This window comes from Bacteroidales bacterium, assembly GCA_016707785.1.
GTDB lineage: Bacteria > Bacteroidota > Bacteroidia > Bacteroidales > UBA4417 > UBA4417.
Genome location: JADJGZ010000004.1, coordinates 49,402 through 64,662, shown reverse-complemented (window position 1 = coordinate 64,662; position 15,261 = coordinate 49,402). Strand labels below are relative to the sequence as shown.

General features: G+C 40.8%; 9 protein-coding genes. 7 read left to right on the top strand and 2 right to left on the bottom strand.

Annotation, left to right across the window (positions count from 1 at the left end; translation table 11 throughout):
* Positions 1-63: 63 nt before the first annotated feature.
* The 5 genes from IPH84_03700 to IPH84_03680 all read left to right on the top strand — a co-directional run bounded on the left by IPH84_03700 (position 64) and on the right by IPH84_03680 (position 9,906).
* The gene (locus IPH84_03700) at positions 64-2,391 is read left to right on the top strand and encodes a patatin-like phospholipase family protein (protein MBK7172340.1); all 2,328 of its coding nucleotides are present in this window, start codon (positions 64-66) and stop codon (positions 2,389-2,391) included.
* A 204-nt stretch (positions 2,392-2,595) separates the two neighbouring features.
* Complete coding sequence (locus tag IPH84_03695) at positions 2,596-4,872, top strand: DUF349 domain-containing protein (GenBank protein ID MBK7172339.1); 2,277 nt, start codon at positions 2,596-2,598, stop codon at positions 4,870-4,872.
* Between the two features lie 418 nt (positions 4,873-5,290).
* The gene (locus tag IPH84_03690) at positions 5,291-5,533 is read left to right on the top strand and encodes a hypothetical protein (GenBank protein MBK7172338.1); all 243 of its coding nucleotides are present in this window, start codon (positions 5,291-5,293) and stop codon (positions 5,531-5,533) included.
* Between the two features lie 142 nt (positions 5,534-5,675).
* Positions 5,676-6,512: a T9SS type A sorting domain-containing protein gene (locus IPH84_03685; GenBank protein ID MBK7172337.1), complete on the top strand. Its 837-nt coding sequence runs from the start codon at positions 5,676-5,678 to the stop codon at positions 6,510-6,512.
* Between the two features lie 571 nt (positions 6,513-7,083).
* Positions 7,084-9,906, top strand: coding sequence for an AsmA family protein (locus IPH84_03680; GenBank protein MBK7172336.1), 2,823 nt, complete (start codon positions 7,084-7,086; stop codon positions 9,904-9,906).
* A gap of 27 nt (positions 9,907-9,933) precedes the next feature.
* Here the strand turns inward: IPH84_03680 and IPH84_03675 are convergent, their stop codons facing one another.
* Together IPH84_03675 and IPH84_03670 are read right to left on the bottom strand one after the other, a co-directional pair.
* Positions 9,934-10,842 carry a YitT family protein gene (locus IPH84_03675; GenBank protein ID MBK7172335.1) on the bottom strand — a complete coding sequence of 303 codons (909 nt, stop codon included), beginning with the start codon at positions 10,840-10,842 and terminating at the stop codon, positions 9,934-9,936.
* Between the two features lie 161 nt (positions 10,843-11,003).
* Positions 11,004-11,921 (bottom strand): YitT family protein, encoded by a 918-nt coding sequence (locus IPH84_03670; GenBank protein MBK7172334.1) that lies wholly within the window; start codon positions 11,919-11,921, stop codon positions 11,004-11,006.
* Between the two features lie 759 nt (positions 11,922-12,680).
* Between IPH84_03670 and IPH84_03665 the strand changes: the two genes are divergently transcribed.
* Both IPH84_03665 and IPH84_03660 read left to right on the top strand, forming a co-directional pair.
* Positions 12,681-13,652: a type IX secretion system membrane protein PorP/SprF gene (locus tag IPH84_03665; GenBank protein ID MBK7172333.1), complete on the top strand. Its 972-nt coding sequence runs from the start codon at positions 12,681-12,683 to the stop codon at positions 13,650-13,652.
* Between the two features lie 217 nt (positions 13,653-13,869).
* A complete protein-coding gene (locus IPH84_03660) occupies positions 13,870-15,228 on the top strand; it encodes an SUMF1/EgtB/PvdO family nonheme iron enzyme (protein MBK7172332.1) in 1,359 nt (452 codons plus the stop codon).
* Positions 15,229-15,261 lie beyond the last annotated feature (33 nt).

Below are 15,261 nucleotides of genomic sequence, written 5' to 3'. Positions count from 1 at the left end.
GTTGACCTTTTGCAGGACAATAAGTTATTTTTGTATCCGTTTTGTTTCTATATGTTCAATTGCATGCGACAAAGGTTTACTCAATACATTTTTCTCTTTTTTCTTTTCTTGCTGACCACTTCCCTGGTGCAAGCACAGAAGGTAGCTGTTGTACTAAGTGGAGGAGGTGCTAAAGGGGTTTGTCACATTGGTGTTTTGAAAGCCCTGGAAGAAGCGTGTATTCCCATTGACTATATTGCAGGCACCTCCATGGGGGCGATTATTGGAGGCTTGTATGCAGCAGGGTATTCTCCATCCGATATGGAGAATATCATCTCCTCCGAAGAATTTAATGAATGGGTTACCGGAAAGATTGAATCAAAGTACTATTATTTCTTCCGGCAATCATACCCTGATGCATCATGGATGACCTTCAGGTTCAGGTATGATTCTGTGCTTCAAACTCAACTACCAACAAATATTGTTTCTCCGGTCAGAATGGATTTTGCTTTCCTTGAGCTGTTTGGAAGTGCTTCAGCGGCTGCAAACTACAATTTTGACAGCCTGATGGTCCCATTTCGTTGTGTTGCAGCTGATGTGGATGAAAATAAATCGATAGTTCTTAAATCAGGGGATCTTGGTTCTGCTATCCGGGCATCCATGACATTTCCTTTTTACTTTAAACCCATTCGCATTGACGGGAAATTGCTGTTCGATGGCGGAATGTATAATAACTTTCCTTCAGATGTAGCCTACGAAGATTTCTTCCCGGACATAATTATCGGAAGTAAAGCATCCAGTAATGCCCGTCCACCCTCCGATGACAATGTGGTTTCCCAGCTTACAAATATGCTGATGGAGAAATCAAAATATGATGTGATTTGTGAAAGTGGGGTAATGATTGAACCTGAACTCAAAGCTGTAAATGTGATAGATTTTTCACATTCCAGGGAGTTTATTGATAGCGGGTATGTTGCAGCTCAGCGAATGCTTCCTGAGATCAGGAAGTTTGTACTGGATTCGGTTTCACAGGAACAGCGTTCTGCTTTGAGAAGTGCATTCAACCAGAAAAAGCCGTATTATGATATAAAAAAATACAGTATTTCCGGGCTCACTGATGGGCAATACACTTATGTGAAGAAATTATTGCAACATGAGCTTCCCCGTAAATATCGCTATCGGGCAATACTAGATACCACTACCCTGGAAGAGGTAAAAGGGGAATATTTCCGATTGCTTGCCGAGAATCGGGTTTCTCATACGTATCCGCAAATCCACTATTCACCCGAACTTAAGGGTTATGAATTGCATATTCAGGCCAGCAGGGAGAATAATGTCACTGCTGATTTCGGTGGAAATATCTCATCTAAAGCCAATAATGAAGTATTTCTCCGCCTTCAATACACCTATTGGTCGAAGATTGCTACTTCCATGGAGTTCAATGCCTACATCGGGCGGTTTTATAATTCTGTTAAGCTGGGAGGCCGTGTTGAATTCCCAAGCCGTATCCCTTTCTTTCTTGAAAGCAGCTATATCGGTAACCGGTTTAATTATATGAATACTTCAAATACCTATTTCTTTGATTATGAAACACCTGTATATTTAAAACATGGGGAAAACTATTGGGACTTCAGGTTCGGTTTCCCGATAAAGCATAAAACTAAAATTGAACTTGCTTTAAATGTTGGTCAGATAATTGACAGCTATTACCAGACCAACACCTTTACTTCGAAAGACACCCTTGATAAAACAACTATTGAGTTTTATAGCCCTTTGTTTGCAATAGAATCCAATTCCTTAAACCGGAAGCAATATGCCAACAAAGGTGAAAGGTTTTATAGCCAGGTCAGGTTTATCTCCTCAATGGAAGAGCATAAACCGGGTTCAACCGGGCTTGAAAGGACTGATTTCGAGCAAGCCCATAATTATATTCAGGCCAATATTTGTTATGAAAAGTACTTTAGTAAAAGAGGCCCATATACCGGAGGATTTTACCTTGAAGCCATGATGTCATTTCAGCATCTCTTCCGGAATTATACATCTACTCTCTTAGCATCACCTGGTTTTAGTCCGATTCCGGAAATGGCTACACTTTTTCTTCCTACCTTCAGAAATCCGGTGTATTTCGCTGCTGGTCAGAGGAATATCCTGACATTGTGGAAAAATGTGGATATGAGGATTGAAGGATTTGTGATGATTCCCTATAGACAACTATTGCAGGATAACAACAGACAGGCAAAATACGGGCCTGTATTTAATTACCTTAATTATGCCGGATCAACTTCTTTGATCTATCAAAGTCCGATCGGCCCCCTAAGTGTTTCATATTCTTATTTTGGGAAAGAAGAAAAGCCATATTCTTTCTTCCTGAATATAGGGTATATCCTTTTTAACCGGCAGGCATTGAATTGACAGCCCCTTGTATCAACGCTTGTATAAAAACATCATATAAAGTTGCAACTTATTGGTGTCCAATCTGGATAATTTATATTTTTGCACTCCTTTGCCCGGAACGCAAGGAGATAATCAACCGAATCGACCTTCCCTGTCTTGAGAAAGCTTGGGGAAATTTTTTTATAGTAATCTAATTCAACAACCCTAACATTCATTTGTACCATGAAGGAAAACACGCATTCAGACCAAAATCCCGAGGAGGCTAAGCTTAGCCACGATGAGGAGAATCCAAAGTCAGAAATGACTACACCCCCTGCAGAAGAAACCACCCCTGAAGATTCAGAAACAGAAGTTGCTGAAGAACCTTTAAAAGAGGAAGCAACAGCTGTGACTGAAATTGAGGAAGTAGCTGCAGAAATAGAAATACAAGAACCTGAGAAAATGCCTGAAAGTGCAGAAGTTGAAGAAGCTCCTGTTACTGAGGTTGTTGCGGAAGTAGAAGAAACTCCAGTTGCAGAGGTTGAAGAAGCCCCGGCTGCTGAAGTGGAAGAAACTCCTGTTGCAGAGGTGGAAGAAACTCCTGTTGCTGAGGTGGAAGAAATAATTGAAACTCCCGAAGCTGAAGCAGAAGAAACTATTGTCCCTGAAGTGGTTGCTGAAGTGGAAACTGCGGAAGTTCCTGTTCAGGAAGCCTCGAAAGTTCAGGCTCATGAAGAAGCTGAGGAAGACGAAGAAGAAGTTGAAGTAGCTGAAGCCATTGACCTTGATCACCGGAACCGCATGCAATTGGTGGAACTCCTTGAGGAAACGGTAAAGAATGAAGATGCGAATGCCATCAAAAATATGGTGGCCCTCATCAAAGTCGCCTATCTCAAACGTTCCAACGAAGAGAGAGAATCGATGTACCAAAAGGCGGCTGCTGAAGAGGAAGCCGAGAGTTTTGAAACGACAGATCCACTTGAAGAAAGATTCAAGGCGGCGTTCAATATATATAAACACAATAAATTTTTACATGCCGAGCTTCTTGAGAAGGAAAAGGTGCATAACCTTGAAGCAAAGAAGCAGATTCTTGATGAACTGAAAACATTGATTTCTTCCGAAGAAACACTGAAAAAGACCTATGATGATTTCAAGGTTTTGCAGGATAAGTGGAAATCAATCGGGATGGTTCCGAAGAATGAAGCTCCGGGAATGTGGCAGAATTATCATTTCCTGATTGAAAAGTTTTTTGATAAGGTTAAAATCAATAAGGAACTCAAAGACCTTGACCTAAGAAAAAACCTGGAACATAAAATTGAGCTTTGTGAAAAAGCTGAAGAACTGATCATCGAAACTTCCATTACCAAGGCTTTCAAACGTCTTCAGGAACTTCACGAAGAATGGAAAGAACTGGGCCCCGTTCCACAGGATAAGAGAGAAGAAGTTTGGGATCGTTTTAAAACTGCATCTGATAAAATTAATGAAAGGCGCCATGAATTCTATGGTAAAATCCAGGAAGAACAGGATGCCAATTATGGTGCGAAAATTGTCCTTTGTGAACAGGCTGAACAACTTGTAAGTAAGGAGTATTCTTCTATCAAGCAATGGCAGGAGAGTACCCAGCAGGTAAATGAGCTCCTGAAGATGTGGAAATCAATTGGCCAGGCTTCTCCAAAGTTGAACAATGAAGTTTGGCTGAGATTCAAAGGTCAACTTGATAATTATTTTGCCATTAAGAAAGATTTCTTCGGAAAACTGAAGGAACAACAACTGCATAACTACAATCTGAAAGTAGATCTTTGTGCACAGGCTGAAGCTCTGCGTCAGAGTACCGAATGGAGAAATGCTTCCCGTGACCTTATCAATTTGCAGGAAGAATGGAAGAAAATTGGTCCGGTGCCTCGTAAACATAGCGATAAGATATGGAAACGTTTCCGTGCAGCCTGCGATGAATTCTTCCAGCGTAAGTCGGAGTTCTTCAAAACTATGCAGAGTGCTGAAGGTGAAAATCTGAATATCAAACTCGAATTGATCAAAAAACTCGAGAACTTTGAATATACCGAAGACAGGCAAGCCAATCTTGATACTGTTAAAGAACTGCAAAGAGTCTGGATGGAAACCGGTCATGTCCCTATTAAAGAAAAAGACCGCCTTCATGCTGAATATAAAACAGCTGTGAATAAGATTTACGACAAACTCAAGATGGAGGCATCCGAGCAAAGGTTCTCCAATTACAGGAACCGTTTCGATAATGTGAAGGAACAACCTGATGCCCACAGGATCATCAATAAGGAACGCAATACCCTTCAGTCAAAGATTGATGAACTTAAAGAAGAGATCCTCCTTTGGGAAAATAATATCGGGTTCTTTGCCAATTCAAAACAAGCCAATGTCCTGAAATCAGAGTTTGAAGCCAAGATTGCCAAAGCTAAAGAAGAACTTGCAGGAATGGAAGCAAAGAAGAAATTCCTTCAAAAGGCAGCCCGCGAGCAGGAACAACAAGATCAACAAAAACAATAAATTCAGTTTGCTTTTAAAAAGCCCCTTTTCGGGGCTTTTTTTATGGGTATAGTCATTATAATTCAGAAGCACTGCTTTCAAAAGATTCGATGATGCAATGACTTTCAGGATTATTCACTTAGATGAAATAATAAGAATCAAAAAGCGATTGTTTTCAGCTTGTAAATCTTTTAGAATTATACTGTTATGAATCACCTATCCCTTTGTGGGATTGATCTTGAATGAAATTATTTCACTTATCAGGGGTTACAATTCAAGTAATGGGCAATAAATTCTAAACGGCTTCATGAATTAATCATTCCGGAGAATATTTCATGAGTTGGTCAATGATTGCTATCTATAAACCTGCCAGTCAGGAATTGATATAGAATTACCTCAGTTTATTAACCAAATAACCCTTTAAATTTAGAGTATTGTTATGAAATTGCTAAAACCCTTATTTGTATTACTAGTATGCATCTTAACATCCACCTTACTTTCAGCAGGATCTCCACAGGGAAACCAGCTTTCTGAATCTTCTAAACAAAAAAATGAAAATCCCACTTCTACCCAAAAAGGTTCTCCCCTGGGTGCAGGAATTTCAATGCTTGTAACTCTCGGATTGGCATTCGGTATCAGGCGATTTATGGACCGCCAGATTCCTGTCGATGATATTACCTGAAATAGGTTGCCCCGTACCTTCTCAGCTTTTTTATAAAGGCATTCATTCCCTTTAAGTATTTTCTTAGGGATTCAGTATGCTTTTCAAAAATAATTCCTGAATTTACGGATTACCTATCTGAAATTTATGGATTAAAGGGTGATTGAAAACTAGTTCTGCTATGAATACTACCTTTACTCGTCAACAAAACATTGGCATGCTCCTTACTTTATTGCTGTCATTCTGTTCATTTTGTCTTGCCAACCCTTTAATAGCCGGAGACACCGGACAGCAGGCTATTTATGGCAACAACAACTCCTCTTTCTCTTGCACCGGGGGTGAAAAAAAACTGGGCGGCTGGATCGGACTTTCCGCATTTAACCTGGAAGAAGGATCAGTAAAGGAATGTTATATTATCATCAATCCGAACGCCACTGACGGTTTCGATCTGCTGTACGATGCAGAATTTCAGGCGGGTGACGGCCCTGTTTTTTATACCGAGTCTAATGGTATAAGGCTTAGCACTAACAGTATTCCTGAGTTAAACAGTGAAACCAACATGCACTTTATTTTTAGTGCCAGTGTGAATGGGTCTCACCAGATAGAGGCTTATGGTCTTGAACTAATTGAACAGCAGGTTTTTTTATATGATCAGCTTGCTAAATCAGATCATAATCTTTCCCTTGACCCGGTTTACCATTTTGAGGCCTCTATTGGTCAGGATTCCTCCCGATTTATGCTCCATTTTCAGCCAACCGGAATTGGTGAAACAGAGTATGATGAATTGAAAGTATATCCTTTGAATGGTGAGATGCGTATTGAAAATGTTACCGAACAAACCAGTATTAGCATTTATTCAACCGGGGGGATTTGCCAGTATGCAAAGCCGCTTTCATTTACAGGCAATGGGAGTATCCCTCTTCATTTACCCAAAGGGATTTATATCGTAAAGCTAAATAGCAACAGTTCGAACCTTGTTCAGAAGGTTTTTATTCCATGATCGCCAGTCACGAAAAGTGCTGAGTGCTGAGTGCTGGGTGCTGAGTGCCGGGATGCCAATGTGCCGGTGTGCCGATGTGCCAATGTGCCAATGTGCCAATGTGCCATTTGCAGTGCCTACAATCCAAACCCAGTTCCGAAATCCGCAATCCAAAATCTAAAACCCGCTTGACCGGGGCGATCTTGTTCAATATTGATAATTCTATCAGTCGTGCAGGTGTCATTGCCCCAAATGGGAGCCATTGGCTCTGAGTGCCGAGTGCCGAGTGCTGAGTGCCGGGGTGCCGATGTGCCTTGTGCCCCAAAGGGGAGCCTTTGGCTCTGGGTGCTGAGGGGAAGGTGCCATGTAACATGTGATGATCCGACATCAAACATCCGACATCCAACATCCGACATCCGACATCCAAACATCCGACATCCGACATCCAACACACTCCGACATGGCATCCGACATCCGATATCCGACATCCGACCTCCCCCCAGTCAGAGACCATATTAGTTATCTTTGTAATAATTGTTAAAGCATATAATTCTGGCCCATTGCCAGCGTTAATTGATAAATCCGACTATGTATGAAAAAGGCGATCAAGATCTTCCTCATTGTTATCGTATCCATCCTTGTACTTATGTTTGTCCTGCCATTTGCCTTCAAAGGCAAGATCCGGGAAAAAGTCGAGGTGGAGATCAATAAAAATCTGAATGCTACTGTGAAATTCGGTAGCGTAGGATTATCGATGTTCAGCCATTTTCCTGATATGACTTTGAAGCTCAAAGATCTGTCTGTTGTCGGCATCAATGAATTCAAAGAAGACACCCTGGCTGATATTCCATCCTTTGAGGTAACACTTGACCTTTTCAGCGTTATTCGCGGGAAAGAATATGAAGTAGGTCGTATCATTCTTAACCATCCTTCTATTCTCCTGAAAGTACTGAAGGATGGAAAAGTCAACTGGGATATCACGAAACCTTCCGAAACCATTGATACAACTACTACTGCATCAGCGTTCAAGGTGAAGCTGAATAAAATTGAGATCAGCGATGCCAGCCTGGTATATGATGATGCCGAAACCCCCATGTTTTTTGGGATGAATGGATTGACGGGAACTCTGAAAGGAGATATGACTGCTGATGTCACAACCCTTGATGTTGATGCAGAAGTGGCTGCTTTGACAGCTGATTATGATGGTGTGCGCTATCTTGGGAGAACCAGGGCTCACCTGGTTACAAAGCTTGAGGCCGATCTGACGCAATGGAAGTTTACATTCACAAAAGCTTCTCTTGCCTTGAATGACCTCAACCTGTTAGCCGATGGATTCTTTTCCATGCCCGAAGACGGATATGATATGGATGTAAAGTTTTCGGCACAGGAAAATACTTTCAAATCCTTTCTTTCTTTGGTTCCTGCCATTTATTCAAAGGATTTTGAGTCTGTTAAAACAGAGGGTACACTATCTTTCGATGGATTTGTGAAAGGAAAATATACCGATCTGACCATTCCCTCCTTCGGCCTGAATCTGAAGATTACCAACGGAATGTTCAGCTATCCTTCAATGCCGGGAAATGTAAGCCAAATTAATATCATAGCCTCTGTTTCAAATCCTGACGGAATTATTGACCATACAATAGTAGATGTACCCAAACTGCATCTCCGGGTAATTCAAAATCCTATTGATGCAACATTCTCTCTCAGAACCCCCGATTCCGACCCGGAAATCAAAGGAACACTCAAAGGGGTTCTGAATTTACAGGATATTGCACGTTTCTATCCATTGCCTCAGAATACCAGTCTTGCAGGTTCAATGAGTGCGGATATCAGGCTAAACGGGAAGCTTTCCACTATTGAAAAGGGATTGTATGAGCAGTTTGATGCCGCTGGTTTTGCAATTGCAGAAAAAGTGAGCATCTCAAGTCCGGATGTCCCGATGCCAATTGCGATCCCATCAGCCCGTATAGATTTTTCCCCGGCATTTATTTCTTTGTCCGGTTTTGTTATGAAAGTCGGGAATAGTGATATGTCAGCCGAAGGCAAGATTGAGAATTACATTGCATATCTTTTCAAAGACAATGCAGTATTAAAAGGTGAGCTGAAGACGAGTTCGGGCAATATGGATCTGAATAGTTTCATGACACCGTCTGCAACTGGAACCACCTCAGATACTTCAGCACTTGCAGTTGTTGAGATTCCGGCCAATATTGACTTTACCCTTCAGTCCAGCTTCAGGAAAATAAGTTATGACGATTATATAATGGAAGATGCTGTTGGAACGGTGAAGATCAAAGATAAGACCCTGTTCCTTCAAGGACTGAATGTCAGGATGCTGGGAGGAAACATGGCCCTGAATGGCAGTTATAACACCTTTGATCCGAAAAAGCCAAAGGTTGATATGGATATCAGGATAAAGGACATAGAAGTGAAATCAGCCTTTAATAACTTCAGTACCCTGCAGGCATTCGCACCTATCACTGAAAAGCTGAATGGAAAAATCTCCACTAACCTGGCTTTCAAAGGAAACCTGAAACAGGATATGATGCCTGAATTAGCCTCTTTGGCAGGAGATGGGCTACTTTTATCTGACCTCCTATCAGTTGATAATATTAACACATTCAATGTGATAGCTGATGTTCTTAAGATTGAAAAACTTAGACGTCCATCCTTAGAAAAAATAAATCTCTCCTTCGACCTGGTAGATGGAAAAGCTACAGTGAAACCTATGGATTTCAAACTAGCTTCGTATAAGTCCAATTTCTCTGGTACCATTGGATTGGATCAGGCCATCAACTTCGTATTAAACCTTGAGATCCCCCGCTCCGATTTTGGCGGAAAAGCTAATGGAGTGCTGAACGGATTGGTTTCTGATGCATCCAAAAAGGGGCTTAAAGTGAATTTAGGCGAGATGGTTCCGGTTACTTTGCTTATTGGTGGAACTATTACGGATCCCAAAATTACCGCCGGTATCAAACAAGCTATGGCAGATGTAGTAGAAGACCTGAAACAACAAGCCATTGCCGTGGTTCAACAGAAAAAGGAAGAAGTGATTGCAAAGGCAAAGGTCGAGGCCAATAAATGGATTGATGAAGCTGAAGTTCAGGCAGCAAGAGTTCTTTCCCTGGCAAAAGCCCAAAGTGACCAGGTGCTGAAATCAGCCGGATTTGCAGCTGATAAGATCAAAGCCCAGGCTGATTCCACAGGAAATAAAGTGATCGCTGAAGGAAAGAAGAATGGAATGATTGCTGAAATGGCAGCTAAAAAGACCGCTGAAAAATTGAAGAAAGAAGCGGATAATAAGTCAAAGAAGCTGTTAGATGAAGCTAAGCAACGATCTGATGCTATGCTGGAAAAAGCGAGGCTGGAGGCAGAGAAAATCAAAGAAGACGCCCGAAACAGGGTGAAATAGCTTCAGAAAAGCTAGTATTCAATGTCATTATTGGTCTTCAACCTTTTCTTTAAGTGATTTGAAGCCTTTCCCAAGTATTTCATAGGCATCCAGAACTGCTACAAAAGCTTCCGGATCTACCTTGTGTATATAGTCTTCAAGCATATACAATTCCCTTGGATTCACCACTGTGAAAATGATCTGTTTCTGTGAGTGGTTATACATGCCTTCACCATGTAGAAAGGTCCCGCCCCTTCTAAGGTCTTCAATGATCCTGGTTCTAATCTCCTGATGCTTATCAGAGATGATGAACAAGGTTTTATCATAGGAGAATCCATGCATCACTGTATCCACAACACGACCCATGACAAAAATTGTGATCCAGCTGAAAAGGGGGATTTTCCAGTCGCCAAATGCAAAATAACTGAGCAATACGATGGTCGAATCAACCATCATCATCAACTGCCCCAATGGGAGTCTTGTATATTTGGCAAGAATCATTGCCACAACATCCGTCCCACCGCTGGTTGCCTTTGCTTTAAAGGTTAAAGCAACCCCGATACCGATCAAAAGTCCACCAAAGATGCAGGAAACCAGGACTTCACCTTCAATCAAAGGTTGGTTCCCCTGGTAATAGGAAATTAAGTCGACAAAAACAGAAGTAAGTATAAAAGCTACAACAGTCTTGGTGCCAAAGCGCGGACCCAGTATCCGTGTACCAATGATGGTAAGTGGTATATTAAATGCCAGTGCAGTGATACCAATCGGTAAGCCCATTAAATGGTGAAGCATAATGGAAATTCCATAAATCCCTCCTGGCACAATCTTATTCGGACTTATAAACAATACATATCCGGAAGCCATGATAAAGGTTCCAATGAGAATCAACAGGTAGGATTTGAACCATGTTGCAGAGAATACTTTCTCACTTTGCAGTAAAATAGGTTTTGGGATCATGCGATTCTATTTGACATTCAAATGATTATCTCGTGTTAGATTACTTAGAAACTGTTTAAAATTGTTAATATGTAGTACAAAAAGAATTCAGAATTCAGTATTCAGGAGTCAGAATAGAAAAATTGGAGCCATTGACACTGCCGCTTCTTGCCAATTTTCATTTATTCTTCAATCTTTTCTTTTAGCGATTTAAAACCTTCACCCAGGATCTCATTGGCTTCAAGAACTGTTACAAATGCATGCGGATCAATTTTATGGATGAATTCTTCAAGTATAGCCATCTCTCTTCTGTTCACTACGGTGAAGATAATGGTTTTATCAGAGCCATTAAACATTCCTTTCCCCGGAATATAGGTACCCCCGCGATTCAGGTCTACAATGATTCTTTCCCTGATCTCTTCATATTTTTCTGAAATGATAAACAGGGTCTTATCGTAGCTGATTCCTTGTAAAACAACATCAATCACTTTTCCGGTTACAAAGATCACTATCCAGGAGTACAAAGGGATTTTCCAGTCGGCAAATACGACAAGTCCGATAAGTACAATCACCGAATCAACATAAATCATTAATTGCCCCAATGGCAGACTTGTATATTTTGCTATAATCATAGCGATAATATCTGAGCCCCCGGAAGTAGCTTTGGCTTTGAAAATCATGCCTAATCCTATACCTACCAGAACGCCGCCAAAGATTGAAGACAGGAGAGCATCTCCCACTACCAATGGAGCCTCTCCCCAGAAATAGGTGATTCCATCCATAAAAACAGAAGAAAGAACAAATCCAACCACTGTCTTTATCCCGAATCTGGGTCCCAATACTTTAACTCCAATAATGGTGAGCGGGATATTCATAATTAAACCCATCAATCCTATAGGAAGTCCCTCCGGAGCCCAGTCAAACATTCCTTTAGTCATGTGGTGAATGACGATGGCAATCCCATATACCCCTCCCGGTACAATGCGATAAGGAGAAATGAAAAACACAAACCCTGCAGCCAGGATAAATGAGCCAAGGATTATCAGGGTATAGCTCAGGAACCACTTCCTGGAAAATACTTTTTCTGACTGGATTTGCATAGGAATATCGTTTAATGAGAAATGAATTCAGGATGCAAAGTTCTGAACTTTTACAAGAGACACAAATTCAGCCTTGAAAAGCTGACAACTAAAATTTCACTGATTTTAAAAATCTGAATCCGTTCAAGGTTGTTTGGCAGAACTAATGTAGGAATTTATTGATTTGATATTGAGATAATTATAACATATATATCTGAATTATATAATGATATCGCTGAATTGGAAATGCCATAAAATAGGCAGGGGCAGCGAATGCTGCCCCTTAGATCAATTAACCAAAAACCCAAACTATGATTTAATTAACCTTATCGTTATTGGAATCCCAGACTGGCTGTGATTTCCGTTTGTTTTCCTGAGCAAAATTATTGTATAAAAATCCGTTACTTAACTTTTTTAAATTATTTATTAACTTTTAGCTGTTAATAAATCATCTTATGAAAGAACTTTTTAAAAAGACAGCTAAGTGTTGCTCTTATATCATTAATGTGGAATCCTTAAAAAGGTAATACAAGAAAACGAAAAAAAATGAAAATATTTTATAACAGTCACATAATCAATGAAATAAATATTAATTATTTTTTAAATTATTTTAATTAACAATACTCTGACTGGGTTTAGCGTTTCTAATCAATCAATAGCCTGGGTTTAAGGTTGAAGTTTGGAAGTAATGGAGAGAATATTCATGAAACCTATAATAAACTGTGTCTGAGAAAATAAATTATTACTACTTTAGCCGCGCTTTTCGGAGCTGTTTAAACCATGCTGAATAAGATTTCTACCCATATACTTTTTTGTGCCATGCTGCTAGTCTCCTTATGGGGTGGAAGTTTATCCGCCCAGCAGGAACCGCAGTTTACGCAAAATATGTTCAATCTGTCATCGGTCAACCCTGGCCATTTTGGTATGACAGAAGGAATATGTGTTACCGGATTATTGAGGGAACAGTGGTTGGGATTCAAAGATGACAATGGGAATAAAGTAGCTCCTGAAACTTTTGTGGTTTCGGCGGATGCTCCGATCCGTTTACTTCATGGAGGGGTTGGGCTTTCAATTGTGCAGGATAAATACGGCTTTTTCAAAGATATGACCCTGAAAATCGGGTATGCTTATCATACGACCAAAGGAGCAACAAGGATGGGTTTCGGTATCAACGGAAGTTTTCTGAATAAATCAGTGGATTTCGGGGATAACTTACAGGTGGTAAATCCTGATGATCCGGCGATAACCGGGTTTACTTCTTCCGAAGGGGTAATTTTCACTGACCTTTCTGCCGGTTTCTATATGGCAGCACCAAAATATTATTTATCTGCTTCTTCCACTCAATTGCTGGAGTCCTCAAAATTCCTGGCAAAATCAGGGCAAACCGGACAGTTCAAACTGCGCAGGCATTATTACCTGACAGGAGGTTATGACTTTACTTTCCCGGCATTCCCGGGATACGTCCTTACCCCATCTCTTTATCTGAAATCGGATGGGAACACTATGCAGGCCGATGTGAATGCATTGGCGACCTATAACAAAAAAATATGGGGAGGGGCAAGCTATCGCATCAATGATGCATTTGCTTTAATGGTAGGCTTTAAATTTAACGATATTGATGTCGGATATTCATATGATGTTCCAACTTCAAGGGTAGGAGCAACAGGAAGTCACGAAATTATGGTCAGGTATATTTTCAAGATCGAAAGGGAAAAAGTTAGAACAGGTTATCGGAATACAAGATTCTTATAATTTGGCGGATAAACTTGATGTCATTACATTTGCGGGTTGAAAAATAAAAAAGGAAAATATACTAAAGCCAAATAAACCTCGTTATCTGCATACTAAAGTGATGTCTGATTACCCGGGAAGAGGTGAAAAGTGGGATGGAAATAACATAATTACAGTGCATTAGGTTTTCTGGCCTAACTAACAGGGTAATAGGGAGTCAAAATAAAAATAAATTGCAATGAAGAAACTGCTTTTCATTTCTCTTGTGATCATTCTCATGGCTAGTTGTCGAAATACCGGAAACGGTGAATTGATCGGCGTTGAGAAAAGGGAAAAGTTCTATCAACCCGATCCATTCGGTATGACTTATGTTCCTATGGGAAGTTATACAATGGGTTCGGGAGATCAGGATGTACCCTATGCACATCTCAACAATCCCAGGACCATTACGGTTACTGCATTCTGGATGGATGAAACTGAAATCACGAATAATGAGTACCGCCAGTTTGTATACTGGGTTCGTGATTCCATCGCCCGCAGGATTCTTGGGGAGGTAAATGCAGAAGAATTCCTCATCTCTGAAAATAAGAAAACAGGAGAAACCTATGATCCTCCTTTCCTTAACTGGGATGCAGAAATTGACTGGACTGCCGAAGAAAACCGGGAATCCCTGGAACAGATGTTCCTTCCCGATCATGAAAGGTACTTCAGGAAGAAAGAAATTGATACCAGGAAATTATTCTACGAATATTACTTCGTTGATCTTTTAGCAGCTTCGAAAAAAGACTATAACCAGGCCGGTGATTCAAAAAATGCCTCTTTCGCCAATCGTCCTCAGGGAATGAAAGATCGTTCAGTATATGTCAGGAAAGAAGTGATAAATATTTATCCTGATACCCTTGCCTGGTTGCATGACTATGCCTACAGTTACAACGATCCTATGGCTCAAAGATACTTCTGGCATCCTGCTTACGATAATTATCCCGTTGTTGGTGTTGATTGGAAACAGGCTTCTGCTTTCTGTGTTTGGCGTACCCGACTTCTTGAGTCATTCCATGCCCGTCGTAAGAGCGCTATCCCCAATGAATTCAGACTTCCTACCGAAGCTGAGTGGGAATGGGCTGCACGTGGCGGAAATACATTGTCTCCATATCCATGGGGAGGTCCTTATACCCGTAACGACAAAGGCTGTTTCCTTGCTAACTTCAAACCACTTCGCGGGAATTATATAGATGATGGCGGTGCTCGTCCGATAGTAGTTGCTCATTACCCGGCTAACGATTTTGGCCTGTATGATATGTCAGGAAACGTTTCTGAATGGTGTGCCGATGCATGGGATGAATCAGCCAACCAGTTTACCTGGGATATGAACCCTACCTATCTTTATAATGCTAAGGAAGATGATCCCCCAGCTCTCAAAAGGAAACTCGTTCGTGGAGGTTCATGGAAGGATATCGCCTATTATCTTCAGGTATCAACCAGGAATTATGAATATCAGGATTCATCCAAATGTTATATTGGTTTCCGCTGCGTTCAGGACTTTATGGGCCGTCAGAAAGATGACAATCCTTCCCGGGCTTCAAGAATTTATAATTAATACAATTACCAAAGGCTGATAATTTGATTAAGT